Below are 18,321 nucleotides of genomic sequence, written 5' to 3'. Positions count from 1 at the left end.
GCACGGCAGACACCGCCAGGGGAAGCGCCCGCAGCCGCCGAAACAGCGCGGCGGCGGCAAACAGCGGGACCGGCAGGACTCGCTGCTGCCGCCCGACCGGTCCGTGCGCATGCCCGTGGAGACCTGGGAGGAGGAGCGCCCGGCCCGCGCACCGCGTGCGCCCAAGGGCCCCCGTGTACTGCGGGAACCGCCCCGCCGGGGCGAGAAGTCCTCCTCCCCGCGCAGTCTGGGCCGGCTGCTGCTCGTCCTCATCCTGCTGCTGATGGCCGCCGCCGTCGCGTACGCGGTGATGTTCCTGCCGAAGCAGGAGTCGGGCGAGGACGGCGGAGCCCCGGCGTCCTCGCCCACCGGGTCCGCCGCACCGCCCGCCGCCTCGGGGGAGCCCGAGCCGCCCGCCTCGGCGGACGGGTCCGCCGATCCCGGCTCCCAGCAGCCGCAGACGAGCCGCTCGGCCATCGCGCTCGCCCCCGGCTACGCGCTCCGCGAGGACGCGGAGGGCTTCGAGGTCGGCGTACCGAAGGACTGGCAGCGCAGCCCCGCCAACGCGGACCGGCAGATCCGTTACGGCAGCGACGGGTTCACCCTCCTCGTGGTGCCCGGCCGGGACACGGTCAAGGCGGGGGGCGGCGATCCGCTGGCCTACCAGCGGGACAAGGAGCCCGAGCTCCAGCCGTTCCGGGACTCCAGCTGGTCCTCCTCGTCCGGACTGCGCCGGGTCGACGTCGGCCGGCAGGCCATGGCCGAGGGGCAGTTCACCTGGCAGGAGACCGGCGGGCGCGAGGTGTTCGTCCGTAATCTCGCCATGATCGTCGACGGCAGGTACCACGTCATCCAGGTCATCGGGCCCGAGAGCGGCCGGGACAAGGTCACCGAGATCTACCAGCAGGCCATCGCCTCGTACCGGGTCACCTGACCACCGGTCACACCCGGCGGCACGCACGTCGTCGTCCGGTCGCGCGCACGTGTTCCCGCCTGACCGCACGTCATCGCCACCGCTCCGCCCAGGGTGTTGTGCGGTGCCGACAACCATCACAGTGCGGTCTCGTGGGCGATCCCCGGTTCCGCCTCACCGCTCCGCCTCCGTAATCTGGCAATTCGAGGAACGGGGCGGGGACATCACGTGGATCGATCACAGAGCACGGACACGGGACTGGTGCTGGCGGGGCGCTACCGGCTGGGCGACGTCCTCGGCCGGGGTGGCATGGGCAAGGTCTGGCGCGCCCACGACGAGGTGCTGCACCGCACGGTCGCCGTCAAGGAGTTGACCGCCGGGCTGTACGTCGCCGAGGCCGACCGGCTCGTCCTGCACGCCAGGACGCAGAAGGAGGCCCGGGCGGCGGCGCGCATCACGCACCCCGGCGTCGTCACCGTCCACGACGTGATCGAGTACGACAACCGCCCCTGGATCGTCATGCAGTACGTCGACGGGCCCTCGCTCGCCGACGCCGCCAAGGAGAGTGGCGAGGTCGCACCGCGCGAGGCGGCCCGCATCGGGCTGCACGTGCTGAGCGCCCTGCGCGCCGCCCACAGCGCCGGGGTGCTGCACCGCGACGTCAAGCCGGGCAACGTCCTGCTGGCGCGCGACGGGCAGGTGCTGCTGACCGATTTCGGGATCGCCGCGATCGAGGGCGACTCCACCATCACCCGTACCGGCGAACTGGTCGGCTCCATCGACTACCTGGCCCCGGAACGGGTACGCGGCGGCGACCCGGGACCGGCCTCCGACCTCTGGTCGTTGGGCGCGACGCTGTACACGGCGGTCGAGGGGACCTCTCCGTTCCGCCGCACGTCCCCGATCTCCACCATGCAGGCCGTCGTCACCGAGGAGCCGCCCGCCCCGGTCAACGCCGGTCCGCTCGGCGCCGTGATCACCGCGCTGCTCCGCAAGGACCCGGACGACCGGCCGACGGCCGCGCAGACCGAGCAGATGCTGCTGGACGCCATGGACGGCCGCGAACCCCGCGCCGCCCAGGCACACGTGCCGACCCAGCGCTTCCCCGAGGACGCCCGGTACGCCTACCAGGACGCGAACGGCCCCGGCGGTCCGAACGGCCCCGGCGGCCCCAACGGCTCCGACGGCGCCACCGCCCGGCTGCCCGGAGCGACCCTCTCCACGACCGGACCGCCCGCCCCCGGCCCGGACGCCGTCGCCCCGGTCACCGGCCCCGCCTCCGCCTCCGCCCCGGTGACCCGGCGCGCCGGATCCCGGTGGCGCACGGTGCTCGTCGTGGTCGTCGCCGCCGCCGTCCTGGGCGGCGGGGCCGGGCTGTTCGCGATGAAGTACGGGGAGGGTTCCAACGCCCCGGGTCCCGTCGCCGGCGGTACGGTCGCCGGCGGCACACCGTCCGCGGAGCAGAGCTCCCCGGAGCCCGCCTCCTCCTCCGAGGGGACACCGGAGATACCCGACGGCTGGCACCGGGTCGACGACCCGGCGGGGTTCAGCCTGATCGTGCCGGAGGACTGGAAACGACAGGTCCAGGACGGCCAGATCGACTACACGCCGGACGGCGGGGCCCACCGGATCCGCATCAGCGTCGACCCGGCCCCGGACTTCGGCCATCCGTATCTGCACATGGAGAACATGGAGGAGCAGCTCGCCGCGCGGCTGCCGGGTTATCAGCGGATCGGGATGGAGAAGAACACCTTCCGCGACCGGCCGGGAGCCCTCTGGGAGTTCACCTGGAACGAGACCAAGGACCACCCGGGGCCCCGGCACGGGATCGACCAGATGTACTACGGCGGTCCCGGCGGCCCCGAGTACGCGCTGTACCTGACGGCCCCGCAGGAGGGCTGGGAGGCCAGCCGCGAGAAGTTCGACATCATGCTGCGCAGTTGGAGCGCCCCGAAACCCCAGCAGTGAGCGCGGCGCCCGGTGAGCGCCCGATGCTCCGGCCCGGTCGCCGAACGGTCACGGCTCCGCATCCGGTGACCACCCCCGCTGGTACCGGGCCCGGAGCGTGATCCAGGATGGGGGACATGACAGATCACGGGGGATGGGCGAACCAGCCCACCAGCTACGGAATCCAGCCGCCGCAGACACCGGGCGGTTTCGGCGCGCCGCATTCCGCGCCCCATCCCGCGCCCCCGGCGCACATTCCGTCCCCCACCGTCCGCGCGAGCGCCCCGGACAGTGCGGTGAACCGGCTGATCGGCGGGCGCTACCGGCTGCTCGCCCGGCTCGGGCACGGCGGTATGGGCACGGTGTGGCGGGCCCACGACGAGGTCGTCGACCGTGAGGTGGCCGTCAAGGAACCGCGCGTGCCGGAACACCTCGGCGAGCGCGAGCACAGCATGGTGCACCAGCGCATGCAGCGCGAGGCGCGGGCCGCCGCCCGGATCGACCACCCCTCCGTCGTGACCGTCCACGACGTGGCCGTCGAGGACGGCAAGCCGTGGATCGTCATGGAGCTGGTGCGCGGCCCGTCGCTCGGCGACCGCCTCCAGGAAGGCACCCTGGACCCCCGCGAGGCGGCCAGGATCGGCCTCGCCGTACTCGACGCGCTGATGGCCGCCCACGCGATCGGCATCCTGCACCGGGACGTCAAGCCGGACAACGTCATGCTCGGCACCGGCGACCGGGTCGTCCTCACCGACTTCGGGATCGCCCAGGTCGAGGGCGAACAGCAGCTCACCGAGACCGGCGCGTTCGTCGGCTCGCCCGAGTACATCTCACCGGAGCGGGTCCTCGGGCAGCGCCCCGGACCGGAGTCGGACCTGTGGTCGCTGGGTGTCGTGCTGTACGCGGCGGTCGAGGGGATGTCCCCGTACCGCCGCTCGCACACCCCGGCCACCCTCCAGGCCGTGCTGTCCGCCGAGCCGCAGGTGCCCGCCCGTGGCACGGGCGCGTTCGGCGCGCTCGTCATGCAGCTGCTCCGCAAGGACCCCGCCGCGCGCCCGCCGGCCGCCGAGGTCCGCCGGACACTCCAGCAGCTGGCCTCCCCGGCCCCGGCGCAGGCGACCTCCGCGTACGGGACGGTCTCCGCAGGCGCAGGCGGCGGCAGCAAGTGGGTGCCCCCCGTCCTGCACCGCAACCGCGTCGCCCAGTTCGCGCTCGGCGGCGGGGCGCTGGCGGTGGCGGTCTCGCTCGTCCTGATCCTGCTGAACCCGTTCGCGGGCGACGGGCCGCCCGAGGGCTGGCAGGTCCGGCCGGAGAACGAGGTGCTGTCGGCGGACGTCGCCGTGCCGGAGGAGTACAAGCGGGTCCAGGAGGACGACGACGCCGAGCTGGTCTGGTACGCGGACCCCAGCGGGGTCTTCGAGATCTCCTTCTGGCACCGCGACCCGAAGAGCGACGACAGCATGGACGACGACGACCCCGGCGTCGACCCGAAGGCCCGCAAGGAGTTCTACGAGAAGGGCTCGGAGAGCTCCACTCGGATGGAGGAGGCCTCCGTCGCGTACAACGACGCCACGCACGAGGGACGCGAGGCGGTCGAGATGACCACCGAGTTCGTCCCCTACCCCTCGTCCGGCGACGACCCGGTGCGCTACCGCTACCGGGAGCTGCTGATCCCGGGCAAGAAGACGGACGACCCCTACTGGCACGTGCGGGTGCGGATGCCCGCCAAGGGGGAGGCGGCGAAGGACGGCGACGCGATCTTCACCGAGGTCACCGAGGGGCTGAAGATTCACGCCTCCTGAGCGTCGCGGGCCGACCGCCGCACCGCGGTCGGCCGCATAGCCACTGATCAGCGGTTATGTCGCCAGCGATCACTGGCTCGTTCGGGGAGGGGGTCGGGCGGGGCTGGCGGGTCCTGTGAAAAACTGTTACCCACGGGTACCCAAAGCCTCCGGCTGGACATACTCTCGGCCTCATGACGGACTCGCAGGCCCCTGACGCCCCTCTCGGCACGAACCCCGTGGCGGCCGCCCCCGCCGGTGTGCGTACCGCCGCCGACGTGGTCACCCTCGAGGTGATCGCCCAGCTGACCCGCGGTGTCGTCGGGTCGGGCCGCACGGCCAACCACACCCCCTTCACCGGGGAGAAGCTGGCCGACCTGCCCGAGTCCACCCCCGAGGACGTCGCCACCGCCTTCGACCGGGCCCGCGCCGCCCAGCCCGTCTGGGCCGCCGTCCCCGTACGGCAGCGGGCCGCCGTCCTGCTGCGCTTCCACGACCTCGTCCTCAGCCGCCAGTCCGAGGTCCTCGACCTCATCCAGCTGGAGACCGGCAAGGCCCGCCTGCACGCCCACGAGGAGGTGCAGGCCGTCGCCGTCGCCGCCCGCCACTACGGGCGCAAGGCCACCGCCTACCTCAAGCCCCGCCGCCACACCGGCGTCGTCCCGACCCTCACCAAGGTCACCGAACTGCGTCAGCCGCGCGGCGTCGTCGGCCAGATCGCCCCCTGGAACTACCCGCTCGAACTCTCCGTGGGCGACGCGCTGCCCGCGTTCGTCTCCGGGAACGCCGTCGTGATGAAGCCCGACACGGAGACCGCGCTCACCGCCCTGTGGGCCCGCGACCTGCTGATCGAGGCCGGACTGCCCGCCGAGGTCTTCCAGGTCGTCCTCGGCGAGGGACCCGTCGTGGGACCCGAGGTCGTCAGCCGCGCCGACTACGTCTCCTTCACCGGCTCCACCCGCACCGGCCGCGAGGTCGCCGTCGGCGCCGCGTCCCGGCTGGTCGGCGTCTCCCTGGAGCTCGGCGGCAAGAACGCCATGCTCGTGCTCAAGGACGCCGACGTCGAGAAGGCCGCGGCCGGAGCCGTCCGCGCCTGCTTCTCCTCCGCCGGCCAGCTCTGCATCTCCATCGAGCGGCTGTACGTCCACGAGTCCGTCGCCGACGACTTCGTGGAGCGTTTCGCCACCCGGACGAGGGCCATGCGGCTCGGCAGCGCCCTCGCCTACGGGGCCGACATGGGCTCCCTCGTCGGCGAACGCCAGCTGGAGACCGTCACACGCCACGTCGACGAGGCCGTCGAGAAGGGCGCGAAGCTCGTCGCCGGCGGCGTCGCCCGCCCCGACATCGGCCCGCTGTTCTACGAACCGACCATCCTCGACGGGGTGGAGGCCCCGATGGCCGTCTGCACGGAGGAGACCTTCGGCCCGGTCGTCTCGATCTACCGCTTCAGCGACGAGGACGAGGTGATCGCGCTGGCCAACGCCACCCCGTACGGCCTCAACTCCAGCGTCTGGACCACCGACTCCCGGCGCGGCCACCAGGTCGCCGCCCGGCTGCGCACCGGCACCGTCAACATCAACGAGGGGTACGCCCCCGCCTACGGGAGCGTCCAGTCCCCGATGGGCGGCATGAAGGAGTCCGGCCTCGGCCGGCGGCACGGCTCCGAGGGCATCCTCAAGTACACCGAGGCCCAGACCGTCGCCCAGCAGCGGCTGATCCCCCTCGCGCCCGCCTTCGGGATGGACGACGAGAAGTACGCCGCGTTCATGACCAGCAGTCTCAAGGCGATGAAGGCGTTCCGGCTGCGCTGAACGCCCCGGAGGCCGCAGCGACTTCGCCCTTTTCGTACCGATCTCGTTCCGAGGAGTGCCATGTCCCAGGACAGCCATGCCCAGAAACAGGCCGTGAGCCCCGCGCCGGTGAGCCACGTCCCGGCCGAGGACGACGCCGCGTACGACTACGACGTCCTGGTCGTCGGATCGGGCTTCGGGGGAGCGGTGTCGGCGCTCCGGCTGACCGAGAAGGGGTACCGGGTCGGGATCCTGGAGGCGGGCCGCCGCTTCACCCCCGGCACGCTCCCCAAGACCTCCTGGGACCTGAGGAACTACCTCTGGGCCCCCGCGCTGGGCCTCTTCGGCATCCAGCGCGTCCACCTCCTCGGCAACGTCATGGTGCTCGCCGGGGCCGGGGTCGGCGGCGGATCGCTCAACTACGCCAACACGCTGTACGTGCCGCCCGCCCCGTTCTTCGAGGACCGCCAGTGGGCCTCGATCACCGACTGGCAGGACGAGCTGAAGCCGTACTACGACCAGGCCCGCCGCATGCTCGGGGTCCGCCTCAACCCGACCATGACCCCCTCCGACATCCACCTCAAGGCCGCCGCCCAGGCCATGGGCGTCGGCGACACCTTCCACCTGGCCCCGGTCGGCGTCTTCTTCGGCGACGGCAAGGACGCCGACGGCACCGCGAAGGCCAGGCCCGGCGCCACCGTCCCCGACCCGTACTTCGGCGGCGCGGGCCCCGCCCGCAAGGCCTGCACCGAGTGCGGCGAGTGCATGACGGGCTGCCGCCACGGCGCGAAGAACACCCTCAACGAGAACTACCTCCACCTCGCCGAGAAGGCCGGAGCGGTCATCCATCCGATGACCTCCGTCGTCGCGGTCACCGACGACCCCGAGGGTGGTTACCGGGTCCTCACCGTCCCCACCGACCGCCGCCGCAAGGCGAAGCCGACGAAGCTGCGCGCCCGCAAGGTCGTCGTCGCGGCGGGCACGTACGGCACCCAGACCCTGCTGCACACCATGAAGGACCGGGGGCTGCTGCCCCGGCTCTCGACCCGGCTCGGCGAGCTGACCCGCACCAACTCCGAGGCGCTGGTGGGCTCCCAGACCAGCGACCGCCGCTACCGCAAGAAGCACGGCATCGCGAAGGCCGACTTCTCGCAGGGCGTCGCGATCACCTCCTCGATCCACCCGGACGACAACACCCACATCGAGCCCGTCCGCTACGGCAAGGGCTCCAACGCCATGGGCGCGATGTCGATACTCCAGGTCCCGTACGGGGCCCACCGGGTGCGCGGCTGGCTCGCCAACATGCTCAAGCACCCCACCCTCGCCGCCCGGTCGCTCTCCAACCACCACTGGTCCGAGCGCACCATCATCGGCCTGGTCATGCAGTCGCTGGACAACTCCCTGACGACATACCGCAAACCGGGCGGTATCGGCAAGGGTCTGCTCACCGCCCGCCAGGGCCACGGCGCGCCCAACCCGACCCAGATACCGGAGGCCACCCGTAGCGCCACCCTGCTCGCCGAGGAGATCAACGGCTTCGCCGGATCCAACGTCGGCGAACTGATGGGGACCCCGCTCACCGCCCACTTCCTCGGCGGCTGCCCGATCGGCGCGAGCGCCGAAGAGGGCGTCATCGACCCGTACCACCGCCTCTACGGCCACCCCGGCATCAGCGTCGTCGACGGCTCCGCGGTCTCCGCCAACCTCGGCGTCAACCCCTCGCTGACCATCACCGCCCAGGCAGAGCGCGCGATGTCCTTCTGGCCCAACAAGGGCGAGGCGGACCCGCGCCCGGAACCGGGCGAGGCCTACGAGCGGCTCACCCCCGTCGAGCCCCTCGCGCCGGCCGTGCCGAAGGAGGCGTTCGGCGCGCTGAAGCTGCCGTTCCTGGGCATCCCCGTGGTGCCGCCGAAGGGGACGGCGGAAGCCGGGGCGGACGTGAAGGGCGTCGGCAACACCCCCGTACCCAATCCGTGATCATTTCCTGGGCAACCGTTCGGAGGGCTGCGCGGTCGAACCCGTACTGCCTCACAGCAGTCACACAGCTCCTGCCGAGTCCCAGAGGTCCCCGATGACACGCATTTCCCCAAGAACCTTGCTGCACCGCGCAGCGGGTTCTCTCGCCGCCGCAGGCCTGCTGGCCTCGGCCACGCTCGCCGGCGCGGCCGCCCCGGCACAGGCCGCCGATGCCCCGGTGTTCACCCTCGGCGGCCCCGCCGAGACGGGTCTGCACCCCTACCCGGAGAGTGGCGCACCGAAGGGGGCCACGGTCGGGATCACCGTCAACAACCCGTCCCAGGACGAGGAGAACGGCGGCTACGGAGGCCACTTCACGCTCACCTTCGACCTCAGCGGTATCGACGGCGTCGCCGACGTGGCGTTCGACGGCGAGTCCAGCAGCGCGGACTGCGAGGTCACCGGTACGAAGGCGGTCTGCGAGGACTGGGGCATCTGGCCGGGCCTCCAGGGCGCCGCCGATCTCCTGGTCACCGCCGCCGAGGGCAGCAAGGACGGCGACACCGGCACGATCACGGTGACCGGAGAGGCGGAGGACGTGACCTTCGCCCCGTTCACCACCCGGCTCACGGTCGGCGGCCCCGACCTGGTCATGGAGCGGCTCCCCTTCGACCAGGAGCTGAACCCGGGCGACAAGCAGCAGGCTCCGATCACCTTCACCAACCGGGGCAGCCGGGACGCCGACGGCGTTCTGCTGACCCTCATGTACTCCCGCGGTCTCGACATTCCGCAGCGCTACACCAACTGCGAGTACACCGTGGACGACCCGGATGTCCCGGGCATCGGCTGGACCACGGCCCTCTGCTCCGTCGAGGGCTCCTTCGAGGCGGGTGCGACGTACACCCTGGCGACCCCGCTGACCATCGAGGCCACGACCCGCGCCTTCTACGACACCTTCGTCTACCGCATCCACGAGGACGGTGCCGCCCAGCGCACCGCCCAGCGTGCGGGCGCCTCCTTCGCGCGGGGCGCGGGCCCCGTGCTGAAGGCGGTTCCGGCGAAGGCTCCCCGGAAGGGCGCGACCGCCCGGGGCGGGGACCTGAATCCGTACGACAACCAGCAGGAGGCCGACTTCCGTACGAAGAACACGGCCGACTTCGTGGCGTACGGCGACGAGGCATCCGGGGCCGCCGGGACCACGGTGAAGGCCGACATCGGCTTCCGTAACGAGGGCCCGGCGTGGATCGGCTACATCCGCTCCGGCGAGGACGTCGCCACCGTCGACTTCACCGTCCCGCAGGGCGCGTCGGTCACCGCGAAGCCGGACCGCTGCCGCGCGGTGACCGCCGACGGGAAGTACCGCGAGGACCAGAAGAGTCCCGCACCGCGCTACGTCTGCGACACCTCGATGACCGTGCGGGACGGCGAGGGCCTCGACCTGCCCTTCGAGCTGCGGATCGACAAGGCTCTGATCGGCGCGAGCGGCGAGGTGACCGTACGCAACACCTGGCTGCAGAACCCGATGCTGCCGTTCGACCCGAAGCCGGCCAACAACACCGCGTTTCTGGTCCTGAACGGCGAGGGCGGCGGCTCGGACTCCGGCGGCACGACGGACGGCGGCTCCGGCGAACCGTCCACCCCGCCGACCTCGGCCCCGGACCCGGAGGAGAGCCCGTCCGGCACACCCGGGCCCTCGGCGTCCACGACCTCCGACGGAGGGTCGGCGGGTACGACCGGCGGCTCCGGCGGCGGGGGCGGCCTGGCCTCGACGGGTTCGATCGCCCTGATCGCCTCGGGCACGGCGGCCGGGGCGCTGGCGGTGGGCCTGCTGCTGTTCATGGCGGCACGGCGACGGGCTGCCGCGCAGCACGCCTGACGCCTGACCGACGGCGGAGGGGGGAACAGGGCCTCCGCCCGAACGTTCCGATGCGGCCGACCCGGGCGTCCCCGGGTTCGGCCGCAATGGGGTGACCGGGCTGCTGTCCCCTGCGGACCGGTCACTTGACGCCAGGATGTGGTCCCACGACGCACCTGCGGTACGTCACACGTCCCGGCGGAGCCACGCGTGGTTTCCTACCGATGCCGCCCCTGGTTGGCACGGACATCAGAATCAACGAAGGCACCGCGCTCCTGGTCACGCGCCGTACGGGTGAGGCGGGGCCCGAACGCAGATACGGCCGGGTGCCGCAGGCGGAGAACCGTTCCGTCCGCGCACCGCTCACCAGGTCGCACACGTCTCACACCCGGCCGCGGCACAGCTCCAGGAGCGTCATGGCCAGAGCGGTGCCCGGCTTGCCCAGCGCGTCCCTGTAGTGGCCGAGCACGGCCGTCTCCCGGGAGAGGTTGACCCGCCGGCCGCCGGAGGTGATCCGGGCCTCCTGGATCACCGCCGAGACGGCCATCCGTTCCTGGACGAGGCCGATGATCCGGTCGTCGAGGGCGTCGATGCGCTCCCGGGCGCCGCCGATGAGGGCGGCGGCCTCGTCGGTGCGTGCGCCGGTCCGCTCGGCGGGGGTGACGGCGGTGGCGCCGGTGATGCTGCTCATGGTGGTGACTCCCGATGGGGTGGCGGCCCCCCGGAGCGATGGACCCGGATACGCGAGACGCCCCGGGCCTGTCGGCCCGGGGCGCCTGGAACGTTGCTTGTCAGTAGCTCAAGCAGCACGACCATGGCAGCCGGCGGGCCGGATGCCATAGGTAAAGACGAAGATCGTGTGCTGACGCATGGGGGACAGTATGGACCCGCCCCGGCGGGGCCCACAAAACGGGGCCCGGATTCTGAGACGCGAGTACACCGATCATGAGGCGCGGGCCCCTGCCCCCGGTCCGGCGGAGGGTTCGCGCACGGCCGGTAGAATCGGAAGAACCGACCCCCTTCACCACCGCCGGAAGGCCGCCCCGTGCCAGCAGCACCCCCCGCCGCCGCCCCCGACGCCACGGCCGACGTGGTCCTCGTCGTCGACTTCGGCGCGCAGTACGCCCAGCTCATCGCCCGCCGTGTCCGTGAGGCCCGGGTCTACAGCGAGATCGTCCCGTCCACCATGCCGGTGGCCGAGATGCTGGCGAAGAACCCGCGCGCGATCATCCTCTCCGGCGGCCCCTCGTCGGTGTACGCGGAGGGCGCGCCCTCCCTGGACCGCGCGCTCTTCGAGGCCGGGGTCCCCGTCTTCGGCATGTGCTACGGCTTCCAGCTGATGGCCACCACGCTCGGCGGCACGGTCGACGACAACGGCGCCCGTGAGTACGGCCGGACCCCGCTGCACGTCACCAAGGCGGGCTCGACGCTCTTCGAGGGCACGCCCACCGAGCAGCCGGTGTGGATGTCGCACGGCGACGCCTGCTCGGCGGCCCCCGAGGGCTTCACCGTCACCGCGTCCACCGACGTCGTACCGGTCGCCGCCTTCGAGAACGACGAGAAGAAGCTCTACGGCGTCCAGTACCACCCGGAGGTCATGCACTCCACCCACGGCCAGCAGGTCCTGGAGCACTTCCTCTACCGCGGTGCGGGTATCGAGCCGAACTGGACCACGACCAACGTGGTCGAGGAGCAGATCGCGCTCATCCGCGAGCAGGTCGGTGACAAGCGCGCCATCTGCGGCCTCTCCGGCGGTGTGGACTCCGCGGTCGCCGCGGCACTCGTCCAGAAGGCCATCGGATCCCAGCTGACCTGCGTCTACGTCGACCACGGGCTGATGCGCAAGGGCGAGACCGAGCAGGTCGAGAAGGACTTCGTGGCCGCGACCGGCGCGAAGCTGAAGGTGGTCGACGCGGAGAAGCGCTTCCTCGACGCCCTGGCCGGTGTGTCCGACCCGGAGCAGAAGCGGAAGATCATCGGCCGCGAGTTCATCCGCGTCTTCGAGCAGGCCCAGCTGGAGATCCTCCAGGAGGAGGGACCGGAGGTCGCCTTCCTCGTCCAGGGCACGCTCTACCCGGACGTCGTCGAGTCCGGCGGCGGCACCGGCACCGCCAACATCAAGTCCCACCACAACGTCGGCGGACTCCCCGACGACATCGAGTTCCAGCTCGTCGAGCCGCTGCGCCAGCTGTTCAAGGACGAGGTCCGCATGGTCGGCCAGGAGCTGGGCCTCCCCGAGGAGATCGTCCAGCGCCAGCCGTTCCCCGGCCCCGGCCTCGGCATCCGCATCGTCGGCGAGGTCACCAAGGAGCGCCTGGACCTGCTCCGCGACGCCGACGCCATCGCCCGCGAGGAGCTGACGGCGGCCGGCCTGGACCGTGACATCTGGCAGTGCCCGGTGGTCCTCCTCGCCGACGTCCGCTCGGTCGGCGTCCAGGGCGACGGCCGCACCTACGGGCACCCGATCGTGCTGCGCCCGGTCTCCTCCGAGGACGCCATGACGGCGGACTGGTCGCGGCTGCCGTACGAGACGCTGGCGAAGATCTCCACCCGCATCACCAACGAGGTCGCCGACGTCAACCGTGTCGTCCTCGACGTGACCAGCAAGCCCCCGGGGACCATCGAGTGGGAGTGACCTCCCCGCTCCCGGCGGTCCCCCAGGGCACTCCCGGGTCAACGCCGATGCCGTCGCTCATTCGTTTGGGCGGCGGCATTGTCGCATCGGGTGGGTACGCTGAGTGAAGAGACGAGACTTCGGCGTATGGGAGCAATGATGAGCGCCGCACCCGAGCCCGGGCTTGAGCAGCAGCCGAACCGGTGGCCTGTCCCGCCGGAGGGCGGCTGGACGGCGGACGACCTCGACCGGATTCCGGGCCTCCCGCCCCACACCGAGCTGATCGACGGGCGTCTCGTCTTCATGAGTCCGCAGCCTAAGTTCCACACACGAGCCATGTGGCTGCTGGAATCGGCTCTTCTCACGCACGTCCCCGTGGATCTGGACGTCGACCGGGAAATGACCATCAGGCTGGACCGCAGAAACCGCCCCGAGCCCGACCTGCTGGTTTATCGGGCCGAGGCGGACACCGGCGCCGACCAGACGTGGTACGCACCGGAGGACGTCGTCCTGGCCGTCGAGGTCGTGTCGCCCGACTCCGAGGAGCGCGACCGGGGCGTGAAACCGCGCAAGTACGCCGAGGCCGGGGTGAGGCATTTCTGGCGGGTCGAGCAGGGACCCGATGACCTGCCCGTCGTCTACGTCTACGAACTCGACCCGGCGACGGACACGTACACGCCCACCGGAATCCACCGCAAGAAGATGAACCTCGACGTCCCGTTCCCCATCGACGTCGACCTCACGGAGATCTACCGCCGAGGCCGCCCCTAGAAACCACTGGCACGGGCCCACATCCCGTGCCAGGCTCCTCCACCATGTCCGCCGAAGAAGTCCGCGCCATCGTGTCCGCCGCCGGTAATGACCGCCTCATCTGGAACACCCCGCTCTCCGAGGAGCACGCGGCCCGGCTGATCGCCGCCTGCGCCCCCGCTCCCGGATCGCGGATCGTCGACCTCGGCTCCGGCTGGGGCGAGTTGCTGATGCGGCTCGTCGAGGCCGCGCCCGGGGCCGCCGGGGACGGTGTCGAGACCGACCCCGACGCCGTCGCGCGCGGGCGGAAGCTCGCCGAGCAGCGGGGGCTCGGTGACCGCGTGCGGTTCCACGAGGTGCCCGCCGCCGAGTGGACCGAGGACGGTTACGACCTCGCCGTCTCCATCGGCTCCTCGCACGCCTGGCCCGGCACCACCCTCGAAGCCCTCACCGCCCTCGCCGCCACCGTGCGCCCCGGCGGACGGGTCCTGTTCGGCGAGGGGATCTGGCTGAAGGAGCCGACCCCCGCCGCGCTGGAGGGCGTCGGGGCCGAGCCCGGGGACTTCGGGTCGCTGCTGGAGCTGATCCGGCTGGCGGAGTCCGTCGGGCTGCGCGCGCTCCAGGTCACCGTCGCCGACGAGCGCGAATGGGACCTCTTCGAGTCCGAGGGGCCGATCGGCCGTGGGCAGCGCTGGGCACTGGAGCACCCGGACCATCCGCTGCACGCCGAGGTGACGGCCGAGGTCGACGCCCGCCGAACCGGCTACTACGGCGGCTACCGCTCGTATCTCACGCTCGCCTATCTGGTGCTCAGCACCTGACGCGGCACCTGACCCCGCCCGGGGGCGTCACGCCTCTGGTCACCGGACCCACCCGGCGGTAGCTTCCGGTCCCGTACGCCCTGGGAACCCGAGGAGCCGCCATGTCCGAGCCGGTCGCCGTGCCCGCCCCCGCCCCGATCCCCGTCGAACAGCTCCAGTTCGCGATGCCGCCCGTGCACGCCTCACCGGACGAGGAACGCGCCTACCGCAGGGAGCGGCTGGCGGGCGCGCTGCGGCTGTTCGGGCAGCTCGGGTACGAGGACGGGGTCTCCGGGCACATCAGCGCCCGCGACCCCGAGCTGGCGGACTGCTTCTGGGTCAACCCGTTCGGCGCGCCCTTCGCCGACATAGCCCCGCAGGACCTGATCCTCGTCAACGGCGACGGCCAGGTGGTCCGGGGCCGCTTCCACGTCAACCAGGCGGCCTTCGCCGTGCACGCGGCGGTGCACCGGGCCCGCCCGGACACCGTGGCCGTCGCGCACACCCACTCCACGCACGGGCGGGCGCTCGCCGCGCTCGGGGAGGCGATCGAGCCGATCACCCAGGAGTCCTGCGCCTTCTACGAGGACCACGCGCTGTACGACGCCTACTCCGGGGTCGTCGTGGACGAGGACGAGGGGCGGCGGATCGCCGCCGCGCTCGGGCCGCACAAGGCGGTGATCCTGCGCAACCACGGGCTGCTGACCGTCGGCGGCTCGGTGGACGCGGCGGCCTGGTGGTTCCTCACGATGGAGCGCGCCTGCCAGGTGCAGCTGCTGGCGCGGGCCGCCGGGAAGCCCGTGCTCATCTCGCACCGGGACGCCGTCACCACCCGCGACCACCTCGGCGGCGACCTGGTGGCCTGGATCAACTACCAGCCCCTGTGGCAGCGGATCGCTCGAACGTTCTGACGACACCCGCCCCCGGCCCGCCCCGATGCATGACCCGGCCGCCCGGTACGGCACAATTCGCTGATATCGCAAGTGAGTTGGCTGTACCGGGGCGGGAAAGGGCGTAATCCTCCGTGGCGTTGGACGAATCCAGGACGAGCGGCACGCACAGCGGCGGCTGTACGTGTGGCGACTGCCCGCACGGAGCCCGTCGCGGACACCGGCGCGCGGTCGCCGCGTTCCTGGCCAAACGGGACGAACTGGCCGCGGGCAAGGGGCTCCCCGCCGGGGTCGCCCAGTCGCCGTCCGCGTCCCGGCAGTGGGTCTCCGACGAGCTGACCGGGTCCGCCCGCACCGTCGCCGAACGGGCCCGGGAAGCCGGTGACGCCTGGCTCCACCACGTCTGGCGGGGGACGCTGTTCGCCGTCTGGGGTGCGGCCGGGGCTCTCCTCGTCGGCGCGAGCCTCACCGCGATCGGGGCCGGCTGGTCCACCGCCCGTACCGCCGGGCTGATCGCCGCCCTCCTCACGGCCGGGCTGCTCACCGCCGCCGCCCGCTTCCACCGGGCCCGGGGCGGCCTCCTCGCTCCGCTGATCGGGGAGGACAACCGGCTCTCCACCTCCCGTACGGTCGCCGGGTCCTGGGTGCTGCTGGTGGTCTTCGCCGTTCTCGTTCTCGCCCTCCAGCTGGCGGGGGCCTCCGACCCGGAGGAAAGGGACGCGCTGATCGAGGGGCTCGACCTCGTGCGCTCCGCCGGGGTCGTGGCCGTGCTGGCGCTGGTGTGCGCGGTCGCCGTCGTCGTGCGGCGCGTGGTGACCGTACGGGTGCTGGGCCAGCGGCTCCAGAAGCTGCGCGCGGACCGGCCGCGCGCCGCCGACCTGCTCACCGACGACTCGGGGCGCGGCTCCTTCACCGATGTGCAGTACGTGCTGGTCAGCGCCGTCGCCGTGCTGTTCGCCGCGGTCCGCCTGGCCCGCCGCCCCGAGCAGTTGCCCGACCTGCCGTGGGGGCTCGCGCTGCTGGTGGCGGTCTCGGCGGCGACCTACTTCGCCGGGAAGTACGCGGAGGGCGGCCGGCCCGTCGTGCTGTCCGTCGTGCGGGCCCGGGAGGCCGGGGACCTGGACGCCCCGATCCGGACCGGCGACGACATCGAGATCCGGGGTGCGGGCTTCGTACCGCCCGGCGCGGGCAGCCCCGACCGGCTGGCCCGGCTCGTCGTACGGATCGGCACCGTCCATGTCCACGTCCCCCTGATCCCGGTCGACGGAGGCTTCGCCAACCCGACCGACACCGTCCTGACCGTGCCCGTCCCGGTCGAGGTCGAGCCGGGGACCGTGGACGTCCAGGTCGTCACCGCCGCCGGGGTGGAGACCAACCGCTGCCCGATCGACGTCACGGACTGACCGTCACCCGCACCCCCGCCAATTTCAGCCACCGATCACGTCCCAGCCCTGGTGAGCAGCGCGCCCAGGGCGTACGTATGGTCGAGGTGACGGGACTTCGGGAAGTGGGGCAGCGGTGATGAACGGTTACGGCGGCGGATCGTACGGTCTGGGCGAGCGCAGGACGCTGAGGGAGCAGGCGGGCACCTACGCCCTGCTGCCACTGCGGATCTTCCTCGGCGTCACCTTCGTCTACGCGGGTCTCGACAAGCTCACGGACAGCGCGTTCCTGTCCGCGACCGGCACCGGCTCCATCGGCGAGATGATGCGCGGGGTGCGCGACTCCTCCGCGATCCCCGCCCTCGTCGACCTGGCGCTGAAGAGCCCCGAGGGCTTCGGCCACGCCATCGCGATCGGGGAGCTCCTCGTCGGACTCGGCACCCTCGTCGGGCTCTGGGCCCGGCTGGCGGCGCTCGGCGGCGCGTTGATCTCACTGAGCCTCTGGCTGACCGTGAGCTGGCAGGCCACCCCGTACTACTACGGCAACGACCTGCCCTACCTGATGGCGTGGCTGCCGCTGGTGCTCGCGGGCGCCACCGTGTTCTCCGCCGACGCCTTCCTCGCCGCGCGCCGCCGCAGCATGTAGGCGGCCCACGTCACCGTCGCGGCCAGCCACAGTCCGCCGAGGAACAGCGGCAGGAAGAACGTCCACGGAACCTCCCAGGCGCCGGCGGCGTCGGCCGCGTACCCGCCGGCCAGGCCCAGCATCGCCAGGCCCGCCACCGCGCGGCCGGGCCGGAATTCATGACGCAGCACGAGTGACCTCCACCTGTCCGATGCCGACTTCCAGCACCAGTTCGATCGTTCCGGCGGGCTTCGTGCCCGCGGGTGGCGGCAGCGTCCGCTGCTTCGCCTCGTCACTGTTGATCCGGACCTGGACCCGCTGCCCCTCCTCCAGGCGGATCTCCCCGAGACCCGCCTCGGCGCGCACCTTCACCGTCACGTTCTCCGGGACGACGACGGCCGCCCGCCCCGCCGCCACGTCGAGCCCCGTGCGCACGGTCTCGCCCTCGGGCACCTTCAGTCCGGACAGGTCCAGCCGGGCGTCGCCCGTGCTCAGTTCGTACCGCGGCTGCACGGCGGCCACCGAGGCGGGCCGCCACTCCTGGCGGGCCCACGACGTGTCGATGTCCTTCGGCAGCACCGCCGCGCCCGCCAGCAGGCCCGCCGTGATCATCGCCATCAGGACCGTGCCGAACCCGGTCCGCCCCAGCACCGAGGCGATCAGCAGGCCGAGCCCGAACACCGCGAGGGCGGCGACCAGGCCGATCTGGAGGGCGGTGCCCAGCGGCTGCTGCTCCCAGCTCAGCCCGGTGCCCAGACCGCCCGCCACCAGCGCCGTCAGGAAGACCGGACCGCCGATGGAGCGCGGCCCGCGCTCCACGGGCGACGGCCGAGGCGTCAGGAACGGGGCGTCCGGACCGGGCCGCCCGGCCTTCGCCCCGGCGTGCGCCGCGCCGACGTCCGTGTCCGGCGGACCCCACAGATAGCCGGGACCGACCGGCCCCGTGGTCCCGTCCTTGACGATCGGGTCCCGCCACCACGACGGCCTGCCCGGCGTCGGCGGGGCCTTCACCTCCGGCGGCGCGCCGAGCCCGCCGGTG

General features: G+C 72.4%; 13 protein-coding genes and 2 pseudogenes. 12 read left to right on the top strand and 3 right to left on the bottom strand.

Translation table 11 applies throughout. From position 1 onward, the window contains the following. The 6 genes and pseudogenes from CR470_RS24865 to CR470_RS24840 form a co-directional block, all read left to right on the top strand. Window positions 1-913 (top strand): annotated as a pseudogene (locus CR470_RS24865) (protein kinase); the annotation flags it as partial. Between the two features lie 207 nt (window positions 914-1,120). Further along, window positions 1,121-2,860 carry a serine/threonine-protein kinase gene (locus tag CR470_RS24860; protein WP_097869762.1) on the top strand — a complete coding sequence of 580 codons (1,740 nt, stop codon included), beginning with the start codon at window positions 1,121-1,123 and terminating at the stop codon, window positions 2,858-2,860. Window positions 2,861-2,976: 116 nt separating this feature from the next. Then, window positions 2,977-4,641 carry a serine/threonine-protein kinase gene (locus tag CR470_RS24855; RefSeq protein ID WP_097869761.1) on the top strand — a complete coding sequence of 555 codons (1,665 nt, stop codon included), beginning with the start codon at window positions 2,977-2,979 and terminating at the stop codon, window positions 4,639-4,641. Between the two features lie 173 nt (window positions 4,642-4,814). Beyond that, on the top strand, window positions 4,815-6,431 hold the full coding sequence (locus CR470_RS24850; RefSeq protein ID WP_097869760.1) for a succinic semialdehyde dehydrogenase: 1,617 nt from the start codon (window positions 4,815-4,817) through the stop codon (window positions 6,429-6,431). Window positions 6,432-6,491: 60 nt separating this feature from the next. Beyond that, the gene (locus CR470_RS24845; protein WP_097869759.1) at window positions 6,492-8,387 is read left to right on the top strand and encodes a GMC oxidoreductase; all 1,896 of its coding nucleotides are present in this window, start codon (window positions 6,492-6,494) and stop codon (window positions 8,385-8,387) included. A 94-nt stretch (window positions 8,388-8,481) separates the two neighbouring features. Then, entirely contained in the window at window positions 8,482-10,242 is a 1,761-nt protein-coding gene (locus tag CR470_RS24840; protein ID WP_097869758.1) for a peptidase, read from the top strand. Window positions 10,243-10,603: 361 nt separating this feature from the next. Here CR470_RS24840 and CR470_RS24835 read toward each other — a convergent pair whose 3' ends face one another. Further along, window positions 10,604-10,912: a chorismate mutase gene (locus CR470_RS24835; RefSeq protein ID WP_097869757.1), complete on the bottom strand. Its 309-nt coding sequence runs from the start codon at window positions 10,910-10,912 to the stop codon at window positions 10,604-10,606. Window positions 10,913-11,266: 354 nt separating this feature from the next. Between CR470_RS24835 and guaA the strand changes: the two genes are divergently transcribed. The 6 genes from guaA to CR470_RS24805 all read left to right on the top strand — a co-directional run bounded on the left by guaA (window position 11,267) and on the right by CR470_RS24805 (window position 17,303). Continuing rightward, on the top strand, window positions 11,267-12,856 hold the full coding sequence (guaA, locus tag CR470_RS24830; protein ID WP_097869756.1) for a glutamine-hydrolyzing GMP synthase: 1,590 nt from the start codon (window positions 11,267-11,269) through the stop codon (window positions 12,854-12,856). A 138-nt stretch (window positions 12,857-12,994) separates the two neighbouring features. Then, window positions 12,995-13,606, top strand: a complete 612-nt coding sequence (locus CR470_RS24825) for a Uma2 family endonuclease (RefSeq protein WP_097869763.1) — start codon at window positions 12,995-12,997, stop codon at window positions 13,604-13,606. A 44-nt stretch (window positions 13,607-13,650) separates the two neighbouring features. Beyond that, complete coding sequence (locus CR470_RS24820) at window positions 13,651-14,406, top strand: SAM-dependent methyltransferase (RefSeq protein ID WP_097869755.1); 756 nt, start codon at window positions 13,651-13,653, stop codon at window positions 14,404-14,406. A 101-nt stretch (window positions 14,407-14,507) separates the two neighbouring features. Further along, on the top strand, window positions 14,508-15,296 hold the full coding sequence (locus CR470_RS24815; protein WP_097869754.1) for a class II aldolase/adducin family protein: 789 nt from the start codon (window positions 14,508-14,510) through the stop codon (window positions 15,294-15,296). Window positions 15,297-15,409: 113 nt separating this feature from the next. Beyond that, window positions 15,410-16,678 (top strand): hypothetical protein, encoded by a 1,269-nt coding sequence (locus CR470_RS24810; protein WP_097869753.1) that lies wholly within the window; start codon window positions 15,410-15,412, stop codon window positions 16,676-16,678. Between the two features lie 118 nt (window positions 16,679-16,796). Further along, complete coding sequence (locus CR470_RS24805) at window positions 16,797-17,303, top strand: DoxX family protein (RefSeq protein ID WP_097869752.1); 507 nt, start codon at window positions 16,797-16,799, stop codon at window positions 17,301-17,303. On the opposite strand, the gene CR470_RS24800 is transcribed toward CR470_RS24805, so the two are convergent. Continuing rightward, window positions 17,213-17,473: a hypothetical protein gene (locus CR470_RS24800; RefSeq protein ID WP_097869751.1), complete on the bottom strand. Its 261-nt coding sequence runs from the start codon at window positions 17,471-17,473 to the stop codon at window positions 17,213-17,215. The two genes, CR470_RS24805 and CR470_RS24800, sit on opposite strands and share 91 nt — an antisense overlap. Continuing rightward, a pseudogene (locus tag CR470_RS24795) lies at window positions 17,460-18,321 on the bottom strand (LiaF domain-containing protein); the annotation flags it as partial. The pseudogene CR470_RS24795 and the gene CR470_RS24800, both read right to left, overlap by 14 nt.

The organism is Streptomyces sp. rh34, assembly GCF_002551245.1.
Taxonomy (GTDB): Bacteria; Actinomycetota; Actinomycetes; order Streptomycetales; family Streptomycetaceae; genus Streptomyces.
The sequence above is the reverse complement of the archived record's forward strand: the minus strand, read 5'-3'. Positions and strand labels throughout refer to the sequence as shown.

Coding starts and splice junctions, on each gene's coding strand:
- CR470_RS24815 (WP_097869754.1), top strand. CDS start 14,508: ATGTCCGAGCCGGTCGCCGTGCCCGCCCCCGCCCCGATCCCCGTCGAA.
- CR470_RS24825 (WP_097869763.1), top strand. CDS start 12,995: ATGAGCGCCGCACCCGAGCCCGGGCTTGAGCAGCAGCCGAACCGGTGG.
- CR470_RS24805 (WP_097869752.1), top strand. CDS start 16,797: ATGAACGGTTACGGCGGCGGATCGTACGGTCTGGGCGAGCGCAGGACG.
- CR470_RS24835 (WP_097869757.1), bottom strand. CDS start 10,912: ATGAGCAGCATCACCGGCGCCACCGCCGTCACCCCCGCCGAGCGGACC.
- CR470_RS24845 (WP_097869759.1), top strand. CDS start 6,492: ATGTCCCAGGACAGCCATGCCCAGAAACAGGCCGTGAGCCCCGCGCCG.
- CR470_RS24840 (WP_097869758.1), top strand. CDS start 8,482: ATGACACGCATTTCCCCAAGAACCTTGCTGCACCGCGCAGCGGGTTCT.
- CR470_RS24855 (WP_097869761.1), top strand. CDS start 2,977: ATGACAGATCACGGGGGATGGGCGAACCAGCCCACCAGCTACGGAATC.
- CR470_RS24820 (WP_097869755.1), top strand. CDS start 13,651: ATGTCCGCCGAAGAAGTCCGCGCCATCGTGTCCGCCGCCGGTAATGAC.
- CR470_RS24850 (WP_097869760.1), top strand. CDS start 4,815: ATGACGGACTCGCAGGCCCCTGACGCCCCTCTCGGCACGAACCCCGTG.